Annotated in this window: 29 protein-coding genes; 17 read left to right on the forward strand and 12 right to left on the reverse strand. The window is 63.2% G+C overall.

The window, feature by feature from the left end; translation table 11 throughout:
- Positions 1–14: 14 nt before the first annotated feature.
- From AC1D2G_RS04490 to AC1D2G_RS04510, 5 genes are all read right to left on the reverse strand, one after another.
- Positions 15–1,340 (reverse strand): bifunctional folylpolyglutamate synthase/dihydrofolate synthase, encoded by a 1,326-nt coding sequence (locus tag AC1D2G_RS04490; protein WP_477412260.1) that lies wholly within the window; start codon positions 1,338–1,340, stop codon positions 15–17.
- Positions 1,341–1,460: 120 nt separating this feature from the next.
- Positions 1,461–2,387, reverse strand: a complete 927-nt coding sequence (gene accD, locus AC1D2G_RS04495; RefSeq protein WP_477412262.1) for an acetyl-CoA carboxylase, carboxyltransferase subunit beta — start codon at positions 2,385–2,387, stop codon at positions 1,461–1,463.
- A 48-nt stretch (positions 2,388–2,435) separates the two neighbouring features.
- Positions 2,436–3,275: a tryptophan synthase subunit alpha gene (trpA, locus tag AC1D2G_RS04500; RefSeq protein WP_477412264.1), complete on the reverse strand. Its 840-nt coding sequence runs from the start codon at positions 3,273–3,275 to the stop codon at positions 2,436–2,438.
- 2 nt (positions 3,276–3,277) lie between these two features.
- Positions 3,278–4,498 (reverse strand): tryptophan synthase subunit beta, encoded by a 1,221-nt coding sequence (gene trpB, locus AC1D2G_RS04505; RefSeq protein WP_477412266.1) that lies wholly within the window; start codon positions 4,496–4,498, stop codon positions 3,278–3,280.
- An 87-nt stretch (positions 4,499–4,585) separates the two neighbouring features.
- A complete protein-coding gene (locus AC1D2G_RS04510; RefSeq protein ID WP_477412268.1) occupies positions 4,586–5,245 on the reverse strand; it encodes a phosphoribosylanthranilate isomerase in 660 nt (219 codons plus the stop codon).
- Positions 5,246–5,358: 113 nt separating this feature from the next.
- On the opposite strand from AC1D2G_RS04510, the gene AC1D2G_RS04515 reads away from it, so the two are divergent.
- A complete protein-coding gene (locus tag AC1D2G_RS04515) occupies positions 5,359–5,577 on the forward strand; it encodes a hypothetical protein (protein WP_477412270.1) in 219 nt (72 codons plus the stop codon).
- 101 nt (positions 5,578–5,678) lie between these two features.
- Here the strand turns inward: AC1D2G_RS04515 and AC1D2G_RS04520 are convergent, their stop codons facing one another.
- From AC1D2G_RS04520 to AC1D2G_RS04530, 3 genes are all read right to left on the reverse strand, one after another.
- A complete protein-coding gene (locus tag AC1D2G_RS04520; protein WP_095083165.1) occupies positions 5,679–6,437 on the reverse strand; it encodes a M48 family metallopeptidase in 759 nt (252 codons plus the stop codon).
- A gap of 98 nt (positions 6,438–6,535) precedes the next feature.
- Positions 6,536–7,018: a DUF2852 domain-containing protein gene (locus AC1D2G_RS04525; protein WP_095083163.1), complete on the reverse strand. Its 483-nt coding sequence runs from the start codon at positions 7,016–7,018 to the stop codon at positions 6,536–6,538.
- A gap of 226 nt (positions 7,019–7,244) precedes the next feature.
- Positions 7,245–7,709 (reverse strand): Lrp/AsnC family transcriptional regulator, encoded by a 465-nt coding sequence (locus AC1D2G_RS04530; protein ID WP_095083161.1) that lies wholly within the window; start codon positions 7,707–7,709, stop codon positions 7,245–7,247.
- Positions 7,710–7,871: 162 nt separating this feature from the next.
- On the opposite strand from AC1D2G_RS04530, the gene AC1D2G_RS04535 reads away from it, so the two are divergent.
- Complete coding sequence (locus AC1D2G_RS04535; RefSeq protein WP_379101124.1) at positions 7,872–8,885, forward strand: 1-aminocyclopropane-1-carboxylate deaminase; 1,014 nt, start codon at positions 7,872–7,874, stop codon at positions 8,883–8,885.
- A 165-nt stretch (positions 8,886–9,050) separates the two neighbouring features.
- Here the strand turns inward: AC1D2G_RS04535 and AC1D2G_RS04540 are convergent, their stop codons facing one another.
- A complete protein-coding gene (locus AC1D2G_RS04540) occupies positions 9,051–10,235 on the reverse strand; it encodes a benzoate/H(+) symporter BenE family transporter (RefSeq protein WP_477392922.1) in 1,185 nt (394 codons plus the stop codon).
- Complete coding sequence (locus tag AC1D2G_RS04545) at positions 10,235–11,005, reverse strand: alpha/beta hydrolase (protein WP_457150086.1); 771 nt, start codon at positions 11,003–11,005, stop codon at positions 10,235–10,237. The genes AC1D2G_RS04540 and AC1D2G_RS04545 overlap by 1 nt, the downstream gene beginning before the upstream one ends.
- A 223-nt stretch (positions 11,006–11,228) precedes the next feature.
- On the opposite strand from AC1D2G_RS04545, the gene infC reads away from it, so the two are divergent.
- From infC to pheT, 7 genes are all read left to right on the forward strand, one after another.
- On the forward strand, positions 11,229–11,765 hold the full coding sequence (gene infC, locus AC1D2G_RS04550; protein WP_010912915.1) for a translation initiation factor IF-3: 537 nt from the start codon (positions 11,229–11,231) through the stop codon (positions 11,763–11,765).
- Between the two features lie 266 nt (positions 11,766–12,031).
- On the forward strand, positions 12,032–12,658 hold the full coding sequence (locus tag AC1D2G_RS04555) for a methyltransferase family protein (RefSeq protein WP_095083153.1): 627 nt from the start codon (positions 12,032–12,034) through the stop codon (positions 12,656–12,658).
- Positions 12,659–12,872: 214 nt separating this feature from the next.
- The gene (gene rpmI / locus AC1D2G_RS04560; RefSeq protein WP_006201248.1) at positions 12,873–13,076 is read left to right on the forward strand and encodes a 50S ribosomal protein L35; all 204 of its coding nucleotides are present in this window, start codon (positions 12,873–12,875) and stop codon (positions 13,074–13,076) included.
- A gap of 93 nt (positions 13,077–13,169) precedes the next feature.
- Complete coding sequence (gene rplT, locus AC1D2G_RS04565; RefSeq protein ID WP_006201247.1) at positions 13,170–13,571, forward strand: 50S ribosomal protein L20; 402 nt, start codon at positions 13,170–13,172, stop codon at positions 13,569–13,571.
- 95 nt (positions 13,572–13,666) lie between these two features.
- Positions 13,667–14,752 (forward strand): phenylalanine--tRNA ligase subunit alpha, encoded by a 1,086-nt coding sequence (gene pheS / locus AC1D2G_RS04570; RefSeq protein WP_095083151.1) that lies wholly within the window; start codon positions 13,667–13,669, stop codon positions 14,750–14,752.
- The gene (locus AC1D2G_RS04575) at positions 14,749–15,171 is read left to right on the forward strand and encodes a GFA family protein (RefSeq protein ID WP_477412272.1); all 423 of its coding nucleotides are present in this window, start codon (positions 14,749–14,751) and stop codon (positions 15,169–15,171) included. Before pheS ends, AC1D2G_RS04575 begins: the two co-directional genes overlap by 4 nt.
- A complete protein-coding gene (pheT, locus tag AC1D2G_RS04580; protein ID WP_477412274.1) occupies positions 15,168–17,576 on the forward strand; it encodes a phenylalanine--tRNA ligase subunit beta in 2,409 nt (802 codons plus the stop codon). The genes AC1D2G_RS04575 and pheT overlap by 4 nt, the downstream gene beginning before the upstream one ends.
- Here the strand turns inward: pheT and AC1D2G_RS04585 are convergent.
- Positions 17,566–17,751: a hypothetical protein gene (locus tag AC1D2G_RS04585; RefSeq protein ID WP_477412276.1), complete on the reverse strand. Its 186-nt coding sequence runs from the start codon at positions 17,749–17,751 to the stop codon at positions 17,566–17,568. The genes pheT and AC1D2G_RS04585 overlap by 11 nt on opposite strands.
- On the opposite strand from AC1D2G_RS04585, the gene AC1D2G_RS04590 reads away from it, so the two are divergent.
- Together AC1D2G_RS04590 and AC1D2G_RS04595 are read left to right on the forward strand one after the other, a co-directional pair.
- Positions 17,750–18,181, forward strand: coding sequence for a 2OG-Fe(II) oxygenase (locus tag AC1D2G_RS04590; RefSeq protein ID WP_477412278.1), 432 nt, complete (start codon positions 17,750–17,752; stop codon positions 18,179–18,181). The genes AC1D2G_RS04585 and AC1D2G_RS04590 overlap by 2 nt on opposite strands.
- Positions 18,182–18,236: 55 nt before the next feature.
- Positions 18,237–18,839: a nucleotidyltransferase family protein gene (locus tag AC1D2G_RS04595; RefSeq protein ID WP_477412280.1), complete on the forward strand. Its 603-nt coding sequence runs from the start codon at positions 18,237–18,239 to the stop codon at positions 18,837–18,839.
- A 107-nt stretch (positions 18,840–18,946) separates the two neighbouring features.
- On the opposite strand, the gene AC1D2G_RS04600 is transcribed toward AC1D2G_RS04595, so the two are convergent.
- The gene (locus AC1D2G_RS04600; RefSeq protein ID WP_477412282.1) at positions 18,947–19,942 is read right to left on the reverse strand and encodes an aldo/keto reductase; all 996 of its coding nucleotides are present in this window, start codon (positions 19,940–19,942) and stop codon (positions 18,947–18,949) included.
- A gap of 175 nt (positions 19,943–20,117) precedes the next feature.
- On the opposite strand from AC1D2G_RS04600, the gene AC1D2G_RS04605 reads away from it, so the two are divergent.
- From AC1D2G_RS04605 to AC1D2G_RS04630, 6 genes are all read left to right on the forward strand, one after another.
- Positions 20,118–21,008, forward strand: a complete 891-nt coding sequence (locus AC1D2G_RS04605; protein ID WP_477412284.1) for a LysR family transcriptional regulator — start codon at positions 20,118–20,120, stop codon at positions 21,006–21,008.
- A gap of 204 nt (positions 21,009–21,212) precedes the next feature.
- Entirely contained in the window at positions 21,213–21,791 is a 579-nt protein-coding gene (locus tag AC1D2G_RS04610; protein WP_095083137.1) for a cytochrome b, read from the forward strand.
- A gap of 71 nt (positions 21,792–21,862) precedes the next feature.
- Complete coding sequence (locus tag AC1D2G_RS04615) at positions 21,863–22,438, forward strand: YceI family protein (protein ID WP_457150094.1); 576 nt, start codon at positions 21,863–21,865, stop codon at positions 22,436–22,438.
- 306 nt (positions 22,439–22,744) lie between these two features.
- Complete coding sequence (locus tag AC1D2G_RS04620) at positions 22,745–23,731, forward strand: Gfo/Idh/MocA family protein (protein WP_477412286.1); 987 nt, start codon at positions 22,745–22,747, stop codon at positions 23,729–23,731.
- Positions 23,732–23,812: 81 nt separating this feature from the next.
- Positions 23,813–25,471, forward strand: a complete 1,659-nt coding sequence (locus tag AC1D2G_RS04625; protein ID WP_477412288.1) for an FAD-binding dehydrogenase — start codon at positions 23,813–23,815, stop codon at positions 25,469–25,471.
- A gap of 201 nt (positions 25,472–25,672) precedes the next feature.
- The gene (locus AC1D2G_RS04630; RefSeq protein ID WP_477412290.1) at positions 25,673–25,864 is read left to right on the forward strand and encodes a hypothetical protein; all 192 of its coding nucleotides are present in this window, start codon (positions 25,673–25,675) and stop codon (positions 25,862–25,864) included.
- Positions 25,865–25,874: the final 10 nt, after the last annotated feature.

Consider the following 25,874-nt stretch of genomic DNA (forward strand, 5'->3'; position numbering starts at 1 on the left):
GCCGAAAGCCGACCTCAGGTCGGGGGCGTGCCGTTTTCGGCGAGCACCGCACCGGCCAGATAGAGCGAACCGCCGATCAGGATGCGCGGCGCCGGGCCGTCCCAGGTGTCGCGCAGCAACATCAGCGCGCTGGCGACGGAACTCACCGGTTCGGCCGTCAGCCCGGCTTCCGTCGCGCGTATCGCCAGTTCGTCGTTCGGCACACCGGCGTCGCTGAGGCTCACCGGCACCGTGTAAACATGCCGGGCGAGGCCCTTGAAGGCGCGGAAATAGCCGCTCTGGTCCTTGGTGTTGATCATGCCCGAGATGAGGAAGAGTGGTCGCGGGTTCTTTTCTTCCTGTTCCGCCAGCGCTTCGGCAACCACCACGCCGGCGCCCGGATTGTGGCCGCCGTCGAGCCAGATGTCGGCGCCCTTCGGCGCCAGTTCGGCCAGCCGGCCCTGCGCCAGCTTCTGCATGCGGCCGGGCCAGGCGACGTTGGTCATCGCCTTCTCGGCGGCGCGATGGCTGATCTCGAAGCCGGCCGCTTTGACCGCCGCGATCGCCGCCGCCGCATTGGCGAACTGGTGGCGCCCGGGCAGCCGTGGTGGCGGCAGGTCCATCAAGCCGTCCTCGTCCTGGTAGACCATGCGGCCGTTCTCCTCGAAGGCGAGGAAATCCTGGCCGTAGACGAAGGTCGGACATTCAAGCCGCTCGGCGGTCTCGATCAGCACCTGCAGCGCCGTCTCGCTTTCCTGTGCGCCGATGACCACCGGGCAGCCGCGCTTGATGATGCCGGCCTTTTCGGCTGCGATCAGTTCGACACGGTCGCCGAGATAGGCCTCGTGGTCGAGCGACACCGGCATGATCACCGACACGGCCGGCTCTTTGATGACATTGGTGGCATCGAAACGGCCGCCGAGCCCGACCTCGATGATGGCGGCATCGGCCTGGTGTTCGGAAAACAGCAGGAAGGTGACGGCGGTGAGGATCTCGAAGACGGTGATATGCTCGCCTTCATTGGCCCTGGCGACACGGGCGATGGCATCAGCGAACACCCGGTCGTCGACCAGCCTGCCGCCGCCATCGGCGGCCAGCCGGTAACGCTCGTGCCAGTTCACCAGATGCGGCGAGGTGTGGACATGGACGCGGTAGTCCGCCGCCTCGAGCAGAGCGCGCGAAAACGCGGCGCACGAGCCTTTACCGTTGGTGCCGGCGATATGGATCACAGGCGGCAGCCGTTCCTGCGGGTCGTCGAGCCGCTTCAGCAACCGTGAAATGCGGTCGAGCGAAAGGTCGAAGCCTTTCGGGTGAAGCGCCATCAGGGCTTCGATTTCGCGGTCGGCGGCAAGCGTTTTCATGGCACAATCCTGGCCCATGGCCCGGGAACCAGAATCGGTTTCACAATGGCCATGGCAATCAAAAAGCTACAGCGCGCCACGGACACGGCGCAATCGCGGTTCGCGGCGAAGAGTGTCGCGTCAGGCTTGTGGCCGCGCCTCGGCCGGAATTGTCGCCGGCGGCAGGATTTCCGGCTCAAGCGGCTTTTGCTCCTCCGGCAGCTTGAGCAGCATCCTCAGCAGCCGTGCGATGGTCTGGCGCATCTCCAGGCGCGACACCACCATGTCGACCATGCCGTGTTCCATGAGATATTCGGAGCGCTGGAACCCGTCGGGCAGCTTTTCCCGGATGGTCTGTTCGATGACACGCGGCCCGGCAAAGCCGATCAGCGCGCCCGGCTCGGCGATGTGCACGTCGCCCAGCATGGCGTAGGAGGCGGTGACGCCCCCGGTGGTCGGATTGGTCAAGACGACGATATAGGGCAGGCCGGCTTCCTTCAGCCGATCGACACCGACCGTGGTGCGTGGCAACTGCATCAGCGACAGGATGCCTTCCTGCATGCGGGCGCCGCCAGAGGCGGCGAACAGGATCAGCGGCCGCTTGCGCTGCAAGGCGACTTCGAAACCGTGCACGATGGCGTCACCCGCGGCCATGCCGAGCGAGCCGCCCATGAAGGCGAAGTCCTGCACGGTCACCACCACCGGCAGGCCTTCGACGGTCCCCAGCGCGTTGATGATGGCGTCTTCCAAGCCGGTCTTGGCCTTTGCGTCCTTCAGCCGGTCGACATAGCGCTTCTCGTCGCGGAACTTCAGCGGATCTTGCATGACCTTGGGGTTGTCCAGGGTCTCGTACTTGCCGTTGTCGAAGAAGAACTTCAGCCGCTCCTTGGCCGAGATCTTCATATGGTGGCCGGAGGACGGAATGACGAACTGGTTGGATTCCAGATCCTTGTGGAACACCATCTCGCCGGTCTCCGGATCCTTGATCCAGAGATTCTCGGGCATGTCGGTGCGCCGGCCGAGCATCGAATTGATCTTCGGGCGAACGTAATTGGTGATCCAGTTCATCGCTTCGGCTCCTGTCCTGACGAAGATTTGGGAAGAGACGTAGGAAAACTATTCGGCGGCAGCAAGGCGGGCCGAGCGCACACCTTGCGCAAGGCCGCTGACCAGCGTGGCGACGGCTTCGGCCGGGTCGGCGGTCTTTTCGCCTTTCGGCCCCAGCACATTGGCCACCGCGTTGACGATCGCGGTGCCGACGACGACGCCATCTGCATTGGCGCCGATCACGCGGGCCTGCTCGGCGGTCTTGACGCCGAAGCCGACGCAGACCGGCAGATCGGTGTGACGCTTGATGCGTTGCACGGCCGCCGCCACCTTGCCGGTGTCGGCCAGCGCCGAACCGGTGATGCCGGTCATCGACACATAGTAGACAAAACCCGACGTGTTCTGCAGCACCTTGGGCAGGCGCTTGTCATCGGTGGTCGGCGTTGCCAGCCGGATGAAGTTGATGCCGGCCTTGAGCGCCGGAATGCACAATTCCTCGTCCATTTCCGGCGGCAGGTCGACGACGATCAGCCCATCGATGCCGCTGGCGATCGCGTCCTTGAGGAAGCGGTCGACGCCATAGATGTAGATCGGATTGTAATAGCCCATCAGCACGATCGGCGTCTCATTGTCGCCGGTGCGGAATTCCGAGGCCATCTTTAGCGTCTTGACCAGCGTCTGGCCGCCTTTCAGCGCCCTCAGGCCCGCCGCCTGGATCGCCGGGCCGTCCGCCATCGGATCGGAGAATGGCATGCCGAGTTCAATGATGTCGGCGCCTGCTCCAGGCAGTGCCTTCATGATTGACAGCGACGTCTCATAGTCGGGGTCGCCGCCCATGAAATAGGTGACGAGGGCCGGGCGGCCTTCGGTCTTCAGCTTGGCCATGCGGCGGTCAATGCGGGTGGTCATGATCAGATCTCCATGCCCAGCATGCTGGCAACCGTGTGCACGTCCTTGTCGCCACGGCCGGACAGGTTGACGATGACGATCTGGTCCTTGTCCATGGCCGGCACGATCTTCACCGCGTGCGCAATGGCGTGCGCCGATTCCAGCGCCGGGATGATGCCTTCGACGCGCGTCGTCAGCTTGAAGGCCTCCAGCGCCTCGTCGTCGAGGATCGGCACATATTCGACGCGGCCGGAATCGCGCAGCCAGGAATGCTCCGGCCCGACGCCGGGATAATCGAGACCGGCAGAGATCGAATGGCCGTCCATGATCTGGCCGTCGGAATTCTGCAGGAGATAGGTGCGGTTGCCGTGCAGCACGCCAGGCGCGCCGGCGCTCATCGAGGCACAGTGCTCGATGCCGTCGAGACCACGGCCGCCGGCCTCGATGCCGATGATGCGAACATCCTTGTCGTCGAGGAAGGGATGGAACAGGCCGATGGCATTGGAGCCGCCGCCGACCGCGGCGATAATGGTGTCCGGCAGCCGGCCTTCCTGCTCGAGGATCTGGGCGCGCGCTTCGGTGCCGATCACCGACTGGAAGTCGCGCACCAGCTCCGGATAGGGATGCGGCCCGGCGGCGGTGCCGATCAGGTAATAGGTGTCCTCGACATTGGTCACCCAGTCACGCAACGCCTCGTTCATGGCGTCCTTCAGCGTGCCGTGGCCGGCGGTCACCGGCCGCACTTCGGCGCCGAGCAGCTTCATGCGGAAGACGTTCGGGCTTTGGCGGGCGACGTCGGTCGCGCCCATATAGACGACGCAGGGAAAGCCGAAGCGGGCCGCGACCGTGGCCGACGCCACGCCATGCTGGCCGGCGCCCGTCTCGGCGATGATGCGCTTCTTGCCCATGCGCTTGGCCAGCAGGATCTGGCCGAGGCAGTTGTTGATCTTGTGCGAGCCGGTGTGGTTCAGATCCTCGCGCTTGAAGTAGACTTTTGCACCACCGAGATGCCTGGTCAGCCCTTCCGCGAAATAGAGCTTCGACGGCCGCCCGGCATAGTGGGTCGAAAGGTCGGTGAGTTCAGCCTTGAAATCCGGATCGTTCTTGACCTCGTTCCAGTGCCGCTCGAGGTCGAGGATCAGCGGCATCAGCGTTTCGGCGACGAAACGACCGCCAAAAATGCCGAACATGCCCTGTTCGTCGGGTCCGGTACGGAAGGAATTGGGTGTCGCCGGCTTGTCCATCGCCGATCTCCTGGTCTCGATGTGGGGGCATGTCCTTGCCGGAAAACCGGTTCCCACTTTTCCGGGACATGCTCTGGTTTGAGCCGGTCAGGCGGCGCGGTTGTCGCGCGCTGCCCTGACGGCCCGGAAAAACTGTTCGATCAGCGCCGGATCCTTGACGCCCGGCGCGCTTTCCACGCCTGAGGAAATGTCTATTCCGGGCGGGTTGGCAAGCCGAAAGGCATCGCCGATATTGGCGGCGTTGAGCCCACCGGAAAGCATGTAATCGACGCCGGCGTCAAGGCCGGTGAGGATGCGCCAGTCGTAGGCCACGCCATTGCCGCCGGGCAGCTCGGAGCCCTTGGGGGGCTTGGCGTCGAACAGGAAGTGGTCCGCAATGCCGATAAACGGCTTTATCCGCTCGAGGTCGGCAACCTCGCTGACCGACAGCGCCTTCATCACCGGCAAGCCGTAGCGGGCTTTCACCTCGGCCACGCGCTCCGGCGTTTCCGAGCCGTGCAACTGCAGCATGTCGGGCTGCATCGCTGCCACGATCTCATCCAGGAAGGCGTCGCTGGCATCCACGGTGACGGCCACCGCTTTTGCCTTGCCGCGCGCCGCCTCGCGCAAGCGGCCAGCCTCGGCCGGCTCGACATAGCGCGGGCTTTTGGCGAAGAAGATAAACCCGACATGGCTGGCGCCGCCGGTCAGCGCCGCGGCTATTGCCACGTCGGTCTTCAAGCCGCAAATCTTGATGTCGAGCGCCATGGCGCGGGGATTGGCATGAAAAGCGCCAAGAGTCGAGAAAAAGCATGCTGTTTGCCGGCAAGGCCAAAGGCGCTACCTATTGAAGGACAGGGACACAAGGCGGGAGCAAGACCATGGCTGACAGAACCGTTGCCGAACTCAGGCAGAAGATCGCGCAGGCGCGCGAGGTCATCGCCCATCTGATGGACAAGGCCGCCTTCAACGGCGCCGAAGCCCATCGCGCGCTGGATTATTTCGGCGGCGATACGTTCGACAGCAACTTCCTGCCGTGGCCGCATCATGGTGATGAGGGACTGCGACCGGAGGAGCTCAACGCGGCGAATGACGATTGAGCTCGTGCGGCCAGCAAGAGCGTAGTCGCCGGCAGGCCAGAGGGAGGGTGGGAAGGATCGCTACAGACGACCTTCTTTCTCCGCCGCCCTTGCGCAGGGCCCTATTCGAACGCAATTGCTTGCAGCGCGCCGCCATTGCGCTTCAGCCAGGCCTTGCAGCGCTCGGTGTCCGGGCAAAGCTGTTCGCACAGTTTCCAGAATTTCGGGCCGTGGTTCATCTCCTTGAGATGCGCCACTTCATGCGCGACGAGGTAGTTTATGACTGGCGACGGCGCCATCATGATGCGCCAGGAAAACGACAGATTGCCGTCGGAGGTGCAGGAGCCCCAGCGGCTCGACGTGTCCTTGAAGCGGATCGCCTTGGCGCGCTTGCCCAGCGCCAGCGTGTGTTTGCCCACCAGCTTCTCGATCTCGCGCTTGGCCTCGCGCTTGAGGAAATCGGCGATGCGGCGCGGCAGGTGCACGCGGTCGCCATGCACGATCAGCAGCGGACCGCGCTCGTCGCTCGATATGGTCACCGTGCCGCGCTTCGAAGGCTCATGGACGATGCGGTGCGGCACGCCGCGTACGGGGATCTTGATGCCCGGCCGCACCTGCGGCCGGGCCGGCACCTTGGCCAGCCGCTGCTCCAGCCAGTCCTGGTGACGGTCGAGGAACTTTTCCACCTCGCCGCGGCGCAGGCCCGGCGGCACGGTGATGCGCAGGCCCTTACCGCCCGAATCGATGCGCAGCGTCAGCCGCCTTGCGCGGTCGTTCTCGACGATCTTGAGCGGCAAGGTACGGCCGGCGACGCAATATTCGCGCTCCACGACGGGCGTGGCCTTGGGCTTTGTCAGATTGCGGAAGAATCCGAGGGTCATGGCGGGACGATACGCGATTCGAGAAAAACGAATAGAACAAAAAAGAAACGGCGCCGCTCGCGCGACGCCGTCATCATACCTTGGCCTGTCGCCGGGCCTCAGTCGTCAAGCAGGTTCGAGCCCTTGCCACGCTTGGTGGTGGTCGTCCCGGTGCTCGGGTCGGTCTTCGTCGGCGCCGTCGACTTGTTGCGGTTGGCCATGAAGCGGTCGAACTCGTCCTGGTCCTTGGCGCGGCGCAATTCGCGGGCGTAGTCGTCGAACTCGGTCAGCATCTCGTCGAGCTTGCGGCGTTCCTCGGCGAGGCGCTCCAGTTCCTTTTCGCGCCAGTCGTCGAAAGCGACGTTGCCGGTGCGGGCGGAGCCGTGGCCCCAGCGCGCCGCCTTGTCGGAACCGCGGCGGCAGCCGGCGAAGATGCCGTCGGTGGCGCGGTTGACGTCACGCTTGAAACCATCGAGGCGGTCGCCCCAGATGATGTAGGCAAGCATGGCGAAGCCGAGTGGCCAGAACACCATGAAACCGATCACCATCAACGCGATGGTTGCCGGCGTCCAGGCCGGACGGATCAATGCAGATGTGTTCATTTTCTCCCATTCCTTCGGTTGGAGACAGCCAAGATCCGGCTGCGTGGAATCGAAATGGGAAGGAGAAAACGACGATTCAAGACAATATCGGCCAAAACCGGACAAGCTCATGAAATGATTATCGCTTTTCGAGCGTATCGAAGAAAAGCACGACCAGCCATGAGGAACGGTGGCAATGCCGCCGGCGGTGCTATGGTTTGATGCATCGGCGGGGAACCCATTCCTTTCAAAAATCCAGTGGCGCGTTGTCGACGACCTCCTTCATGACGAAGAACGTCCTCGTCTGGCGAACGCCGGGCAATGCGATCAACTGATCCCCGTGGATCCGGTTGAAGTCCGCCATGTCGCCGACCCTGATCTTCAGAAAATAGTCGAAGTCGCCTGCCACCAGATGGCAATCGAGAATGAACTTCAGCTTCGCGACTGCCTTCTCGAATTCCGCGAAACTTTCCGGGGTCGAGCGGTCGAGGACGACGCCAACCATCACCAGAGCGCCTCTGTCGACCTTCTGCGGCGTCACCACTGCCCTGACATGGCTGATGTAGCCTTCATCGAACAAGCGTTGCGTGCGGCGGTGGCACGTCGCCGGGCTGACAGCAACCGACTGCGCCAGCTCCGCATTGGTCAGCCGCCCATTGTCCTGGAGCAGGCGCAACATTTTGAGGTCGATCCGATCGAGCGATGCTTTCATGGAAGATTCTTCCGTTATTAAGAGAGTTCATCGAAGCAATATAGCATTTCGGCGCCAGAAAGTTAGATTTCAGGCATTTTCTGATCGTTCTTAGAGAGCACCTTTCAGGAGAAAACTGATAGTGTTTCCAGCATCAAAATCACAATCAGAGGAGGATCTCTCATGTTGGAGAAGTTCGAACGCTATCCGCTCACATTTGGACCGACCCATATCGAGAAACTGGATCGGCTCAGCGCTCATCTCGGCGGCAAGGTCGATCTCTACGCCAAGCGGGAAGATTGCAATTCCGGCCTCGCCTTCGGCGGCAACAAGCTGCGCAAGCTCGAATACATCATTCCTGACGCGATCGCCTCAAACGCCGACACGCTGGTTTCGATCGGCGGCGTACAATCCAACCATACGCGCATGGTGGCAGCCGTGGCGGCGAAAATCGGCATGAAATGCCGCCTCGTGCAGGAAAGCTGGGTACCCCACGAGGACGCCGTCTATGATCGCGTCGGCAACATCCTTTTGAGCCGGATCATGGGCGCCGATGTCCAGATGGTCGATGAGGGCTTCGACATCGGAATCAGGGAAAGCTGGGAACAGGCGATCGCCGATGTGAAAGCCAAAGGCGGCAAACCTTATCCGATTCCGGCCGGCGCTTCGGTGCATAAATATGGCGGCCTGGGCTATGTTGGCTTCGCCGAAGAGGTGCGCGCGCAGGAGAAGGAACTCGGCCTTGCCTTCGACTACATCGTCGTCTGTACCGTCACCGGCTCGACCCATGCAGGCATGGTGGTCGGCTTCGCCAAGGACGGTCGCGAGCGCAAGGTAATCGGCATCGACGCATCCTGCACCCCAGCGCAGACCAAGGCGCAAGTGCTGGACATCGTGCGGACCACGGCGACGCTGGTCGAACTCGGCAAGGAACTCAGTGAAGACGATGTGATCCTCATCGAGGATTATGCCTATCCGGTCTACGGCGTGCCCTCGCAGGAGACGAAAGAAGCGATCCGTCTCTGCGCGCGCCTTGAAGGCATGATCACCGATCCTGTCTACGAGGGAAAATCCATGCAGGGCATGATCGACCTCGTTAGGAAGGGCTATTTCCCCGAAGGGTCGAAGGTGCTTTACGCCCACCTTGGCGGCGCTCCAGCCATCAACGGCTATGCTTATACGTTTCGCAACGGCTGAATGCCCTCAGGGCGTGGCAGGTGACCTCTGACGACTATCCCGTCCGGCGCAGCATGTTGCGGTGGGCCACGAAGCGGTCGAACTCGTCCTGATCCTTGGTGCGGTCGCCGGCATCCAGGGACAGCCAGTTCCGGCTGCGTGGAATCGGAAGGGAAAAGCGGCGATTCAGGACAATGTCCGCCAAATCCGGACAAGCGGCTGAAATGATTGCCGCTTTTTGAGTTCTTCGAGGAAAAGCACGACCATCCCGGCGACCAGGCCCCAGAATGCCGCACCGACGCCGAACAGCGTCAAACCCGAAGCGGTGACGGCAAAGGTGACAGTGGCGGCCATACGGTGATCTTCGTCCTTGAGCGCGATCGACAGGGCGTTGGCAAGTGGCGCCATCAACGCGAGACCCGCCACCAGCACGATCAGGCTCTGTGGCAGAACGGCGAAGATCGCCACCAGCGACGCACCGAAGATGGCGAAGACAAGATAGGCGAGCGCATAGAATGGGCCGGTCTTCCAGCGTTCGGCGGGGTCGGGGTGGACGTCCGGCCCGGTGCAGATCGCCGCCGAGATCGCAGCCAGATTTGTGGTCGAGCCGCCAAACGGCGCCGACAGCAGCGAAAGCAGGCCGGTGACGCCGATCAGCGGGCCGGGCTCGGGTTGATAGCCGGCGGCGCGCAGCACGGCGAGGCCGGACAGGTTTTGGGAAGCCATGGTGACGAGGTAGAGCGGCAGCGCCAGGCCGATGGTCGCGGCGATGCTGAAGTGCGGCGCGATCAGCGTCAGCGTCGACAGTTCCGGTGTCGGCAAGCCGCCGACGCGGCCGGTCAAGAAAGCGGCGAGGCCGCCGCCGATCAGCACCACCAGCACCGACACCGCCGGATTGAACAGGCGAATGACGAAGAAGGCCGCGATCAGCGGCAGGATCAGCCAGGGATCGGCGGGGATGGCCTTAATCGCGTTGATGGCGAAGCTGACGAGGATGCCGGCCAGCATGCCCGATGCCACTGACGGCGGGATCCTGGCGATCAGCCGTGTCAGCGGTCCGAACAGGCCGGTGGCGATCAAGAGGATGCCGGTGACGATGAAGGCGCCGACCGCTTCGCCCATCGAGAAGCTGCTCGACGCGGCGATCAGCGCCAGGCCTGGTGTCGACCAGGCGGTGATGACCGGCATCTTCGTGCGCCAGGACAGCCACAGGCATTCGATTGCCATCGCCAGGCAGATCGCCGTCACCCAGCTCGCGGTCTCGATCTGTGTCGCGCCGACCGCCTTGGCGGCGGCGATGACGATGGCCAGCGTGCCGCCGAAGCCGACGATTGCCGCGACAAAAGCGGATATCGGAATGGAAAGGCGCATCAGTTTCCCCTCTGCGCCATGGCGTCGACTGCCCGCACCAACATGTCGAGATCCTGGGGACGCGACAGGCGGTGGTCGCCCTCGGGGATCAGCGACAGGGTCACGTCGTCGGACGGCAGCCGGCTGACCAGCTTCAGCGCGTGGCTTGCCGGCACGTCCGCATCGGCCAGCCCCTGCAATATGTGCACCGGGCAATGCGTGTCGATCGGGCCCGTCATCACCAGGTTGTTGCGTCCATCCTCGATCAGCGCGCTTGTGTAGATGTAAGGCTCGGCGGAATAGTCCGACGGCTCCTCGAAGAAGCCTTTTTCGGCGAGCGCGCGTTTCTGCGCCTTGGTCAGCGCCGGCTCGACCAGCTCAGCGGTAAAATCGGGCGCCGGCGCCAGCAGCACCAGACCCGCGACATTGCTGTCGCCCGCCTTGTGCAATTCCTGCACCATGCGCAGCGCAATCCAGGCGCCCATCGAGGAGCCGACCAGGATCTGCTTGCCCTGGGTGAAATGCCGGAACACGGCGAGGCTCTGCGAAAGCCATTTCGAAATGGTGCCGTCCGCAAAGGCGCCACCGGATTCGCCATGACCGGAATAGTCGTGGCGCACGAAGGCGCGGCCTTCTCTTGCCGTCCAGTCCGACAGCGTCTGCGCCTTCGTGCCCAGCATGTCGGACTTGTAGCCGCCGAGCCAGACGATGCCGGGCGCGGCACCTGTCGTATGGCGCACCGCGATGCTCGATCCGTCGACATCCAGAAAGACAGGAGGCGTGTCGGTCATGGTTGCTTCCTCGCGCCCGTCTTTTGGCGCACGGCGTCTTGTGGCACAGCCAGTGGCGTGGCGAAAAGTGCTCGCGATGGTTCTTTGTTTGGTGCAGGGCAGCGATCAGGGTGATTTCCTGTCAATGCTGTGCTATTGACTTCGCCCGCGCGCTTACCACATTGGCGCGTCCACGCATCAATATCCGCAAACCCTGAACGAAACGGCCAAGGAGACCACGACCATTCGCAGACCTTTCAAAGCAGCGGCGCCGACCAAGGATGGCCCGCGCTCCAACCGTGACATCCGGGTTCCCCGGGTCCAGCTTATCGACGCCGAAGGCCAGAACCGCGGCGATGTTTCAATCAACGACGCATTGCTGCTCGCCGAAGAGGCTGGGCTCGATCTCGTCGAGATATCGCCCAATGCGGTGCCCCCCGTCGTAAAAATCCTCGATCTCGGCAAGTTGAAATACGCCAACCAGAAGAAGGCGGCCGAGGCGCGCAAGAATCAGAAGGTCATCGAGATCAAGGAGATCAAGATGCGCCCCAACATCGACAGCCATGACTACGAGACCAAGATGAAGGCGGTTCGCCGCTTCTTCGAGGAGGGCGACAAGGTCAAGCTGACTTTGCGTTTCCGTGGCCGCGAGATGGCGCATATGGAACTCGGCATGCAGCTTTTGAACAAGGTTCGCGAGGAAGTGGCGACCATTGCCAAGGTCGAAGCGGAACCGAAGCTCGAAGGCCGCCAGATGATGATGGTGCTGGCGCCGCGCTAGGGGTGCAGTGAGATTGTGGTCAGGCGCCGTTTGCAGGCCGGCATCACCTGAACGTCAACACATCGAGATCACGATGACGTCAGGCTTGGTCACCGCGCTCTAAATCCGCCTGAATTGTAGTACAGGGCGTCCCGGCGATCGGCGGGACGCCTGCTTCCTGGCCACAGCTGCGATCGCCGGTTCTGTTTTCATGTATGTCGTCCTCCCAAAACCGGGGCCACTTTTGGACGACATGCATTAGGCTCCTCGACGATCGGATTCCTCCCTTGGACAAAGAACTCAAATACGGGCTGGGTAACTACCAGCGCACGCGCAGAATAGTGCTTGCCGTGCTCGTGGTCGTGTTGTTCGCCGCGCTGCTGTTTGGCCAATCGACCTTCCCGCCCGATACCGCGATGCATGAGACGATCGAGATGTTCGGCGTGCTGCTGATTTTTCTAGGCATCGTCGGCCGCCTTTGGTCGACGCTCTACATAGGCGGGCGCAAATCTTCCGAAGTTGTGACGGGCGGACCCTATTCGATGACCCGCAATCCGCTCTATGTGTTCTCGACCGTGGCCGCGGCCGGCGTCGGCGCGCAGATCGGTTCGTTCTCCGGCATCATTCTCTTTGCTGTGCTGTGCGCGGGTGCCTTCCATATCGTCATCCTGCGCGAGGAGAAATTCCTCAAGGAAGCGCTTGGTGCACCCTATCAGGCCTATCTGGCGAGGGTGCCGCGCTTCTTTCCGAACCTTTCCCTTTACCAGGAGGGTGACACGGGCAGCTTCAAGCCGCGCCTGCTGTTGACCACGCTGCTCGATGGCCTGGTGTTCCTGATGGCGCTGCCGGCCTTCGAACTGATCGACGGCGCCCAGCAGTCGGGCATGCTGCCGGTCTGGTTCACACTTCCCTGATCGAGGGCGGAGCATTCCGCGAACGAGCGGCGCAGTGGGTGTTGCACAGCCGCCTGCTTTGACGTATAGGACCGCGTTCCAAAAAACCGCCCGGCAGGGCATGCCGTGGCGGTTTCATTTGCTTTTCGGGCTTTGGTCGGCCTGAAGCGAACAAAACAAGAGGTGCTGCGTGCCAGAGGCACGGACAGCGACCTCATAGAAACGGAGTAGCAAAATGCCCAAGATGAAGACCAAGTCCGCCGCCAAAAAGCGGTTCAAGATCACAGGTACGGGTAAAGTCCTGTCGGCTGCGGCCGGCAAGCGTCACGGCATGATCAAGCGTTCCAACAAGTTCATTCGAAATGCCCGCGGCACGATGGTTCTGGCTGAACCGGATGGCAAGAAGGTCATCAAGAATTTTCTGCCGAACGGCCTCTAAGGCATTCGGTCCGGACACGCATTTGTTTTACGCAATTCCGAACGGAAAACCGATAGGCACTTTTCCTGGAATTGCTTTTAAGGAGATCATGACATGGCACGCGTAAAGAGAGGCGTCACCTCGCACGCCAAGCACAAGAAGGTCCTGAAAGCCGCCAAAGGCTTCTACGGCCGCCGCAAGAACACCATCCGCATCGCCAAGCAGGCGGTGGAAAAGTCGCTGCAGTACGCTTACCGCGACCGCAAGAACCGCAAGCGCTCGTTCCGCGCCCTGTGGATCCAGCGCATCAACGCCGCGACCCATGAGCACGGCCTGACCTATGGCCGCTTCATCGACGGACTCAACAAGGCCGGCATCGAGATCGATCGCAAGATCCTGTCGGACATGGCCATCCATGAGCCGCAGGCTTTCGCCGCACTCGTGGCCAAGGCCAAGGTTGCGCTCGAATATCTGAAGAACACCACGCCGAACGCTTTTGAAAGCGCTGTCGCCTAAGCCAGCGCTTCCCAAGCATTCGAAATTCTGATTTGGGAACCCGCGCTGGCACGGCTGGCGCGGGTTTTTCTTATGCCTTTTGTCGGGTCTGGAACATGAGTGACATGGAAACTCTCGAAAATTCCCTGATGGCTGATATCGCATCGGCCGCGGACGAGGCCTCGATCGAGGCGGTACGCGTTTCGGCGCTGGGCAAGAAGGGCTCGGTTTCCGAGATGCTGAAGACGCTTGGCGCGATGAGCGCCGAGGAGCGCCAGCTCAAGGGCCCTGTTATCAACGGCCTCAAGAACCGCGTCACCGATGCACTCTCGCTGCGTCGGGCCGAGCTGAAGGATGTGGCGATCACCGCCCGCCTGGCCGCCGAAAAGGTCGACGTGACGCTGCCGGTGCGGCAGTCGCCCGCCGAGCGCGGCCGCATCCATCCGATCAGCCAGGTCATCGACGAGATCGCGGCGATCTTCGGCGACCTCGGCTTTTCGATCGCCGAAGGCCCGGACATCGAGACCGACTATTACAATTTCACCGCGCTGAATTTCCCCGAAGGCCATCCGGCGCGCGAGATGCACGACACTTTCTTCTTCCAGCCGGACGAGAAGGGCGAGCGCAAGCTTTTGCGTACCCACACCTCGCCGGTGCAGATCCGCACCATGGAGACGAAGAAGCCGCCGATCCGCATCGTCATTCCGGGCAAGACCTACCGGCAGGATTCGGACGCCACCCACTCGCCGATGTTCCATCAGGTCGAGGGGCTGGTGATCGACAAGACGGCCAACGTCGCCAACATGAAGTGGGTGCTGGAGGAGTTCTGCAAAGCCTTCTTCGAAGTGCCCTCGGTCAAGATGCGGTTCCGGCCGTCCTTCTTCCCGTTCACCGAACCGAGCCTCGAGGTCGACATCCAATGCGACCGTTCGCGGCCCGGCGAGGTGCGCTTCGGCGAAGGCTCCGACTGGATGGAGATCCTCGGCTGCGGCATGGTGCATCCCAATGTGCTGCGCCATGGCGGGCTCGACCCGGACGAATACCAGGGCTTTGCCTGGGGCATGGGCATCGACCGCATCGCCATGCTGAAATACGGCATGCCGGACCTGCGCGCCTTCTTCGATGCCGACGTGCGCTGGCTGTCACATTACGGATTCAGGCCGCTCGACATGCCGACGCTGTTCGGAGGCTTGAGCGCATGACAGCCGCCCACGCCGGCGGCTGCCGCTGCGGCGCCGTGCGGTTCGAGGCCTCGGCCGGACCGCACCACGTCAGCTATTGTCATTGCGGCGATTGCCGGCGGGCGAGCGGCGCGCCTGTATCGGCCTTTGTCGGCTTCCTGGTCGGTCAGGTGGCGTTCACCGGCAAGGCGCTGAAGATGTATGAGAACGGGCCGGTGACGCGCTCGTTCTGCGGCGTCTGCGGCTCGCCGATCGCCTATGTCGACGAGCGGCTGGAGGACGTCATCTATTTCACGCTCGGCGCCATGGATATGCCGGCCGATTTCCCGCCGACGCTGCATGCCTATGTCAGCGAGCAGCTTCCATTCCTGCACATATCAGACGATCTGCCGAGATATCTGAAAACAAGCGTCAAAAGACCAGACGGAACAGTCCAATGAAATTCACCCTCTCCTGGCTCAAGGACCACCTCGAGACCGACGCCACCCTCGACGAGATCGTCGAGCGGCTGACTTCGATCGGCCTCGAAGTCGAGCATGTCGACGACAAGTCGAGCCTGAAACCGTTCGTCATCGCCAAGGTGTTGACGGCGGTGCAGCATCCCGATGCCGACCGGCTGCGCGTGCTCACCGTCGACACAGGCGACGGCAAGCCACCGGTGCAAGTCGTCTGCGGCGCGCCGAACGCCCGCGCGGGCCTGATCGGCGCCTTTGCCGCGCCCGGCGCCTATGTGCCCGGCATCGACGTGACGCTGACGGTCGGTAAGATCAGGGGCGTCGAAAGCCACGGCATGATGTGTTCGGAGCGCGAGTTGGAGCTTTCCGACGAGCACAACGGCATCATCGACCTGCCTGAAGATGCGCCTGTCGGCACCAGCTTCGCCAGCTATGCGCATCTCGACGATCCGGTCATCGAGATCAACCTGACGCCGAACCGGCCGGACGCGACCAGCGTCTACGGCATCGCCAGGGACCTGGCGGCGAGCGGGCTTGGCACGTTGAAGAGCCCTGCGATCGACGCGATCCCGGGCAAGGGCGAGACGCCGGTCAAGGTCACGATCGAAGCACCAGAGCTCTGCCCTGGTTTCGCGCTACGGCTGGTGCGTGGCGTCAAGAACGGCCCATCGCCGAAATGGCTGCAGCAGCGGTTGATCGCCATTGGGCTGCGTCCGATCAGTGCGCTGGTCGACATCACCAACTATGTCACCTTCGATCGCGGCCGGCCGCTGCATGTCTTCGACACGAGGAAGGTCGCCGGCAACCTGACCGTGCGCCGCGCACGCGATGGCGAAAAGGTGCTGGCGCTCGACGGCCGCGAATACACGCTGACGCCGGAGATGTGCGTTATCGCTGACGAGGACGGCGTCGAGTCGATCGCCGGCATCATGGGCGGCGAGCATTCGGGCTGCGACGAAAACACGTCAGACGTGCTGATCGAATCGGCCCTTTGGGATCCGATCACCACTGCCCGCACCGGCCGTACGCTCGGCATCATCACCGACGCGCGCTACCGCTTCGAGCGCGGCGTCGACCCTGAATTCATGGTGCCCGGCGTCGAGCTGGCGACCAGGCTGGTGCTCGATTTCTGCGGCGGCACGCCGACAGAGATCGAAGTGACCGGCTATGCCGGCTACCAACCGAGGATTGTTTCTTTCCCGCTGTCGGAAGTGAAGCGGCTGACGGGCATCGAGGTGCCAAGGGCGGAAAGCCTTGATATCCTGTCGCGCCTCGGCTTCAAGCCGCAGGGCTCGGGCGATGTTGTTGACGTCGCCGTGCCGTCCTGGCGCCCCGATGTCGATGGCAAGGCCGACCTGGTCGAAGAGGTCATGCGCATCCACGGCGTCGACAACATCGCGCCGCAGCCGCTTGGCGCGCATGACGCTGTCAATGCGAGGATCCTCACCACGCTGCAGGTCCGCACCCGCACGGCCAAGCGCGCGCTTGCCGTGCGCGGGATGATGGAGGCGGTCACCTGGTCGTTCATTCCGGCCAGGCACGCCGAACTGTTCGGCGGCGGCCAGACGGCACTGAAGCTTGCCAACCCGATCGCTGCCGACATGTCCGACATGCGGCCGTCGCTGCTGCCGGGGCTGATCGCCGCTGCCCAGCGCAACGCCGACAGGGGCATCGGCGACGTCGCTTTGTTCGAAGTGTCGGGCACCTATGAGGGCGACGGCGCCGACCAGCAGCGGCGCGTTGCTGCCGGCGTCCGGCGCGGCACCGCCAAGCTCGACGGCTCCGGCCGCAACTGGGCCGGCAATTCAGGCGCCGTGGGCGTGTTCGACGCCAAGGCCGATGCGATCGCCGCACTCGAAGCCTGCGGTGCACCGGTCGACCGATTGCAGGTCGAGGCCGGCGGTCCGTCCTGGTATCATCCCGGCCGCTCCGGCACGATCAAGCTTGGGCCGAAAACCGTCCTCGGCACCTTCGGCGAATTCCACCCTAAGACGCTTGAAGGGCTGGATGTCTCCGGCCCGCTCTGCGGCTTCGAAGTGTTCGTCGACGCCGTGCCCGAGCCCAAGGCCAAGCCGACCAAGACCAAGCCGAAGCTCGAACTGTCTGCCTTCCAGGCGGTCAAGCGCGATTTCGCTTTCGTCGTCGACAGGACGGTCGAGGCCGGCACGCTGGTGCGCGCCGGCCTCGCCGCCGACAAGAAGCTGATCACCGCTGTCTCGGTCTTCGATATTTTCGAAGGGGCGTCACTCGGCGAAGGCAAGAAGTCGATCGCCATCGAGGTGTCGATCCAGCCTGTCGAAAAGACGCTGACCGACGAGGATTTCGAAGCCTTGGCCAAGCGCATCATCGAGAATGTCGGCAAGCAGACGGGTGGCGTGCTCAGGACCTAGAACTGATGCTATGATGGGTCACACCAACGAGCTTTCCATCACTTGGCTGGCAACGCATATCGGGACGATCGACGGCTTCCTGGATGATCACGAATGCGCCGACCTGATCGCTGACAGCGAACGGCGCGGTTTTCGAGGCAGCCAGGGTGAACAGCTCCGGCGGTGCGACCGTCATGAAGGAGCTTCGCAACAACGACCGGGTTGTCTTTGACGACGAGGACCTTGCGGATCTGCTCTTTGCGCGGGCGCGCCCACTTCTCTATCGCGGCCTCGGCGACTGGCGGTTGACGGGACTGAATGAGCGTTTCCGGTTCTACCGCTACGGTCCGGGCCAGAAGTTCGATTGGCACAATGACGGCTATTTCGAGCGCAATGCGTCGGAGCGCAGCCAGTTCACCTTCATGATCTATCTCTCGGATGGATTTGATGGCGGCGGGACTTCGTTTCGGGGCGAGATGCCGGGCTATGACGGCACGAACCTCGTGGTGAAACCCAGGAAAGGCATGGCGTTGGCCTTCTATCACCCGATCGAGCATCGCGGCGACGAGGTGCTTTCGGGGTGCAAATATGTCATCCGGACTGACGTGATGTACAAGCGCCAATGACAGCGCAATGAGCTAAGGGATTGCAGGCAAGTGGCGAATCGCCCTCCAAAGGGCGATGGACCATTTGCGCTATTCCGGGCTCCCGTTCGAGGCACAACGCGCGGCGTTTCTGGACATTGTGTCGAGAGATGCGTTGCTGAGTGATGCTCTGGGTCGGGCGCGGCGTCTTGCCTTGCCCGACTGGCTGCTGGTCTCCGGCGCGCTCTACAACACCGTCTGGAACGAGCTTACCGGCAAGCCGTCGGGTTACGGCATCAGGGATGTCGACCTGTTCTATTTCGATGACAGCGACCTGTCCTATGAGGCTGAGGATGGCGTGATCGCCGCTGTCGCTCCGGTCTTTGCTGGACTGCCGCTGCCGGTCGAGGTGCGCAACCAGGCTCGCGTCCATCTCTGGTATCCCCTGAAGTTCGGACAGCCGTGCCCGCGCTACACGAGTTCCAGCGACTCGGTCCGCCACTTCGCCTCCAAAACCCACGCGGTCGGCGTCCGTTTCGACGCGGATGGGCAGCTTGACCTCGTGGCGCCGTTTGGCCTCGACGACATCTTCTCGTTTCGCATCACACCGAACCGGATGATGGACAACCGCCAGACGCATGAGGCCAAGGGCGCGCGTGCGAAGGCCTGCTGGCCGGAGATCACTGTCTATCCTTGGTGATGTCGGCGGGACAGAGGGGGTGTTTCGCGCCAACGTCTCGCACCTCCACGCGGTGCAAAAAGGAGGCGCCGCAGCGCCCCCTTTCAACTATCCGGCGGTGACCAAGCTCACCCATTAACAAGCGCCAGCAACTCCTCGGTGTAGCGCTTGCCGGTCACCTTATCCGGCGACAGCGCCTCGCCGATCGTTTGCACTTCGGCCGCGCTCAGCTCGATCCCGGCCGCCGCCGTGTTCTGTTCCAGATGGCGGATTTTCCGCGCGCCGGGGATCGGCACGATGAAATCGCCCTGGTGCAGCACCCACGCCAGCGCCAGCTGCGCCGAGGTCACGCCCTTTTCAGCCGCCATTTTCTCCAGCGTGGCGATGACAGCGGCGTTGGCCGCCATGGCGTCGGCCTGGAAGCGCGGCTGGCCACGGCGCCAGTCGTCGTCGCTCAAAGTCTCGGGCTTGGCGATCGTGCCGGTCAACAGACCACGGCCGAGCGGGCTGTAGGGGACGAAGCCGATGCCGAGTTCGCGGCAGACGGCGAGCACCTCGTCTTCCGGATCACGGCTCCACAGCGAGTATTCGCTTTGCACGGCCGATATCGGATGCACGGCATGCGCCCGGCGGATGGTTGCCGCACTCGCCTCCGACAGGCCGAGCGCCCGCACCTTGCCTTCGCGCACCAGTTCGGCCATGGCGCCGACCGTGTCCTCGATCGGCACGTTGGGATCGACGCGATGCTGGTAGTAGAGGTCGATGACATCGGTGCCAAGCCGCTTCAGCGACGCCTCGGCGACCGCCTTGACATGTTCGGGGCGGCTGTCGACGCCGGCCATGCGGTCGATGCCGGTGCCTTCCTCCAAAATCTTGAAGCCGAATTTGGTGGCGATGGTCACCTTGTCACGAACCGACTTCAGCGCCTTGCCGAGCAGGATCTCGTTCTCGTAGGGGCCATAGACTTCCGCCGTATCGAAGAAGTTGACGCCGATCTCGACGGCGCGGTGCAGGGTGGCGATCGCCTCGGCCTCCGCCTGGCCGCCATAGACAAAACTCATGCCCATGCAGCCGAGGCCGACGGGATAGACGTTCAATTCAGTTCCTAGCTTGCGGGTTTGCATCACGCGTCTCCTTGTTGCGATGCTTAACGCGTCGACAACGCGCTTTAAGTCTTAAGCATGTCGTTGCCCCCAAAACCGCTGCGCGCTTTTGGGCGACATGCATGGGGAGATAGCGCCTTGCTTTCCGTTCGATAATCGTCTCTCTTTTGCACGGCTTGTTCCAAGAAATAGATCAATGAATCGAACGAACCTCTCCCAACTCGTGGTGTTGGCCACCGTCGCCCGATGCGCCAGCTTTCGCGGGGCCGCCCGCGAACTTGGCATCGCGCCTTCGGCGGTCAGCCATGCGGTGTCCAGCCTGGAGGCGAGGCTGGGCGTTCGTCTTCTGGCCCGCAGCACCCGCAGCGTCGCCCCGACCGAGGAGGGCGCGCAGCTGCTTGAACGGTTGCGGCCGGCACTTTCCGAGATCGACCTTGCACTGGAGACGGCGGTCGAGGCGCGCGACCGGCCGGCCGGCAATCTTCGGCTCAGCGTACCGCGCACCGCCGCCCATCTGGTGTTGACGCCACGGCTCGGTGCGTTCGCGGCGGTCTATCCCGACATCGTGTTGGAGATCGTCATCGAGGATCGTTTCACCGATGTCGTCGAAGGTGGTTTCGACGCCGGTGTGCGACTTGGTGAGAGCTTGCAGCGCGACATGATCGCGGTGCGCATCGGGCCGGACATTCGTGGCGCGGTGGTCGGCGCGCCGTCTTATTTCAAAACCATGCCCAGGCCACACCACCCGCGTGAGCTTGCCGGTCATCGCTGCATCCGCTTCCGCTTCTCCAGTGGCATCCTCTACCGGTGGGAGTTCGAGAAGGGCGGCGAGGCGATCGAGATGGCCGTGCAGGGACCGCTTGTCCTCGATGAGGACCATCTGATCGCCCAAACGGCCGTCGATGGTGCCGGGCTAGCCTTTGTCTTCGAGGATTATGTCGCCACGCCGCTCGCCGACGGCCGACTGATCCGCGTGCTGGAGGACTGGTGCCCGCCTTTCGATGGGTTCTTCGTCTACTATCCCAGCCGCCGCCAGATGCGGCCGGCGCTCAGGGCTTTTGTGGATTTCTTCAAGATGAGTGGGTAGCGCGATCACCCTCCCCCTTGTGGGGAGGGTCGGCTCGCAATCGGAGCGAAGCGGAGGTTGCGAGACGGGGTGGGGGTGCGCCCTACGAGACCCCCACCCCGCTCCGCAAAAGCCGCCCTGCGGCATTTGCTGCGCGACCCTCCCCACAAGGGGGGAGGGTAAAGTGCGCCGGAAGAAAGTCCCACCGGCATTCGTTCACGTCCCATGCAGGCATCGATTACCAACAGCACGACCCGGTATGGCTGGGGTGCGATCATTCTTCACTGGCTTATTGCGCTGATCTTCATCGGCCAGTTCGGGCTCGGCTTCATCATGGTGCGGCTGACCAGCCAGCGCACTGCCTTCGAACTGATCCAGCTGCACAAATCCTTCGGCTTTCTGCTGCTCGGACTGGTGATCCTGCGCATCGCCTGGCGCTTCGGCAATGCGGCGCCGGCGCTGCCGGGCACAGTCGGAACCTTGGAGCGGCGGGCCGCGCCGCTCGCCCACATTGCGCTCTACGCGTTTCAACTGGCCCTGCCCTTGTCCGGCTGGGCGCTGGTGTCGGTGTCGATGCTGGAGATCCCCAGCCTGCCGTTCAACCTTTTCCTCATGCCGAACCTGCCGCTGGCCGAATCGGATGCGGCCGAAAGCTTCTGGACGTCAGCGCATTGGTATCTCGCCTATGCCGGCATGGCCCTGGTGGTGCTGCATGTCGCGGCGGCGTTGCGTCATCATTTCCAGCTCAGGGATGGCGTGCTCACACGCATGATCACGCCTTCGTCAGAGGACAGTGCGGAATAGAGCGGCCGGGCCATTCGTTCATTGGGTGAGGGCGCGCAGGAAATGCGCTGCCTACAACAAGGAACACCTCAATGTACACGCGTATCCTCGGATTTGCGGCGGTCGCCGTTTGCTTTGCCATGCCGGCTTCAGCGGCAATCGCGCTTGGTGATGCCGCCGGCAGCTACGCGATCAGCCCGGCCAACTCCTCGATCCACTTTTCCATCGGCAAGGTCGGTGGCGGCGGCCTCGATGGCGCCTTCGGCCGCTTCAAGGGCTCGATCCGCATCGACAACAGCGACGTCGCCCGCTCGCAAGTCAATTTCACCATATTTCCCGAAAGCGTCGGCACCGGCCAGGGCCGCATCGATGCCTTCCTGCGCTCGGACGCGGTGTTCGACGCCGCCGACAGCCCCGAGATCCGGTTCCGCTCGACCAGCGTGACCCGCACCAGCGACACCACGGCCCTCGTCAGCGGCCGCCTGACGGCGCGCGGCAAGACGTTTCCGGAAGAGTTCACGGCCCAGCTTGGCGACCTCAAGGCCGGCACGATAAAATTCCATGTCACCGGCAAGGTGCTCAGGTCACGCTACGGCATGGATGTCGGCACGCCGATCTATTCCAACATCGTCGCCTTCGACATGACGCTGACTGGCAAACGGAGCTGAGCTTGCAGGATGCGGTTTCCTCGTCCCCGCAAAGCGGGGGAGGTGGTCCGGCGAAGCCGGGACGGAGAGGGGGACGACGGTCGCGAAGCCAGGACCCTTCAAGGGACTGAGCACGAGACGGGCTATGGAGGGCCAACAAGGAGCGCTTGAACAGCAAACTCCCAGCCCGCCACGAAGGCCCCTCTCCGTCCCGGCTTCGCCGGGCCACCTCTCCCCACTTTGTGGGGCGAGGAAACCAGTCTCCAATTGGCTTTTCCTGAGATTTCGGGCAAACCTCGTCGCCTGCAATCGCTATGGAGAAGCCTGATGTTCCGATGGGGTGTGTTGTCAACGGCCAAGATCGGCCGCGAGCAGTTGTTGCCGGCAATGGTCGACGCGGAGAACGGCGTTCTGTCGGCGATCGCCAGCCGCGACCTGTCGAAGGCCAAGGCCTTGGCTGAGCGCTTCGGCGCGCGCCATGCATTCGGCTCCTATGAGGACCTGCTCGCCTCCAGCGAGGTCGACGGCGTCTACATCCCGCTGCCGACCTCCCAACACGTCGAATGGACGGCCAAGGCGATCGAGGCCGGCAAGCACGTGCTGGTCGAAAAGCCGCTGGCGCTCGACGCCAAGGAMATCCTGCCGCTAATCAAGCTGCGCGATGCCAAGAAGGTGCAGGTCTGCGAGGCCTTCATGGTCATCTACCACCCGCAATGGATCAAGGTGCGCGATCTCATCGCCAGCGGCGCGATCGGCCGCCTGCGCCACGTCCAGGGCGCCTTCTCCTATTACAATGTCGACCCCGACAACATGCGCAACAAGCTCGATCTCGGCGGCGGCGCGCTGCCCGACATCGGCGTGTACCCGACCGTCTCGACGCGCTTTTCCACCGGCAAGGAGCCGCTGCGCGTCCAAGCGACGATAGAGCGCGACAAGACATTCGGCACCGACATCTATTCCTCGATCCGCGCCGATTTCGGCGACTTCGAGCTGTCCTTCTACCTGTCGACGCAGATGGCGGCGCGCCAGGTCATGGTGTTCCATGGCGAGAAGGGGTTCATCGAGGTGTTTTCGCCCTTCAACGCCGGGCTCTACGACCATCACCGCGTCGAACTGCACAACCAGAACCACACGGAGGCGCAGGTATTCCGCTTTCCCGGCACCCAGCAGTACCGGCTGGAGGTCGAGACCTTCGCTCGGGCCGCACAGGGTGGCAAGGAGCGGGTCTTCACGCTGGAGGAATCCGTGCTCAACCAGAAGGTCATCGACGCCATCTTCCGCGCTGGCGGCAAGGAAGGTTGGGAAGCCGTCTAGCCAGCCCTTTGTTCGACGCAATTCCGGAGGGAAAACCGTTCACGCTGGAATTGCTTTAGCCGGCAAATGGGGAGGGGAAAGATGGCTGACGATGCGGACGTGATCATTGTCGGCGCAGGCCTTGCCGGGCTGGTCGCCGCCGCCGAGCTTGCCGAGGCCGGCAAGAGAGCCGTCATCGTCGACCAGGAACCGGAACAGTCGCTCGGCGGCCAGGCGTTCTGGTCGTTTGGCGGGCTCTTCCTCGTCGATTCGCCCGAGCAGCGGCGCATGCGCATCCGCGATTCGCATGACCTGGCGCTCGAGGACTGGCTGGGCACCGCCGCTTTCGACCGCCCGGAAGATCACTGGCCGCGCAAATGGGCCGAAGCCTATGTCGGCTTCGCCGCCGGCGAGAAGCGCTCATGGCTGACGCAGCGCGGCTTGAAATTCTTTCCCGTCGTCGGCTGGGCCGAGCGTGGAGGTGGCAATGCCATCGGCCATGGCAATTCGGTGCCGCGCTTTCACGTCACCTGGGGCACCGGCCCCGGCGTGCTTGAACCCTTCGTCCAGCGCGTGCGCGAAGCCGAGAAAAGCGGGCTGATCCGCTTCAAATTCCGCCACAGGGTCAACGAATTGACCCGCACGGGTGCCATCGTCGACGGCGTGCGCGGCGACATCCTGCAGCCGAGCACCGTCGAGCGTGGCCACAAGAGCTCGCGCGACATTTCAGGCGATTTCGAGCTTCATGCGCAGGCGGTGATCGTCGCCTCCGGCGGCATTGGCGCCAATCACCGGCTTGTCCGGGAAAACTGGCCGCAACGGCTGGGCGCGGCACCCAAGCGCATGATCACGGGCGTGCCCGACCATGTCGACGGGCGGATGCTGGCGATCACCGAAGCGGTCGGCGGCAGCATCATCAATCGCGACCGCATGTGGCACTATGTCGAGGGCATCAAGAACTGGGCACCGATCTGGACCGATCATGCGATCCGCATCCTGCCCGGCCCGTCATCGCTGTGGCTCGATGCCAAGGGCAAGCGCCTGCCGGTGCCACTCTATCCCGGCTTCGACACGCTGGGCACGCTCAACCACATCATGAGCACCGGCTTCGATTATTCCTGGTTTATCCTGACCAGGAAGATCATCCAGAAGGAGTTCGCGCTGTCGGGCTCCGAACAGAACCCCGACCTGACGGGCAAGAGCTGGCGCCAGGTGCTCGGCCGCGCCACGTCGGGCATTCCGGGCCCGGTGAAGGCGTTTATGGAGAAGGGCGAGGATTTCATCGTCGAGGCCGACCTGCCGAAGCTGGTCGCCCGCATGAACGCACTGGCCGGCGGCGAGCCGCTGCTCGAACTCGCAAAGGTCGAACGCGAGATCCGCGCCCGCGACCGACAGCTCGACAATCCGTTCTCCAAGGACATGCAGATCACCGCGTTGCGTGGTGCGCGTGCTTACCTTGGCGACAAACTGATCCGCACGGCCAAGCCACATAAAATGCTCGACCCGGCAAACGGTCCGCTGATCGCGGTCCGCCTCAACATCCTGACCCGCAAGACGCTGGGCGGCCTGGAGACCGATCTCGACAGCCGTGTACTGGGTGCCGACGGCCAGCCGGTGGCCGGGCTTTATGCCGTTGGCGAGGCCGCAGGTTTCGGTGGCGGCGGCGTGCATGGCTATGCGGCGCTCGAAGGCACGTTCCTCGGCGGCTGCATCTTTTCCGGCCGCAGCGCCGGCCGGGCGGCGGCCGCCGCGGTGGCGTGAAACAGCGCCGCGGCGGTCCGATTTCCCGCTTGGGGGCCACATACGCCCAGGCGATAAACATATGACTTTTTTATATTTTTCAGTTTTCGGCCGCCTCGAATACAAATGCGGATGCTTTTATCTTTCTGAGTGCAGCCGGTCCTGAGCCGCTGCAGGCAGTCACCACCTCGTGGCGACAGTTAAGAAAGAAGGAAGTCTTCGATGTTCCTCTCGGACGCGCTCTATCTGCCCACCCATCGTCCGCTGCCGGCGTCGCAGCTCGAACAAATCAGGCGGGCCGCCAACAACAATCGCCGGCCGGTCAGCCCGGTCGCGCCCTTCACTCCGACATGGTGGCTCCTGGTCGCCGGCGGCTTGCTGGTCGCGGCCACCATCGCTGCTCAAGTTTCCTGATCGCAAAGCA

The organism is Mesorhizobium sp. P2_C7 (assembly GCF_056404515.1).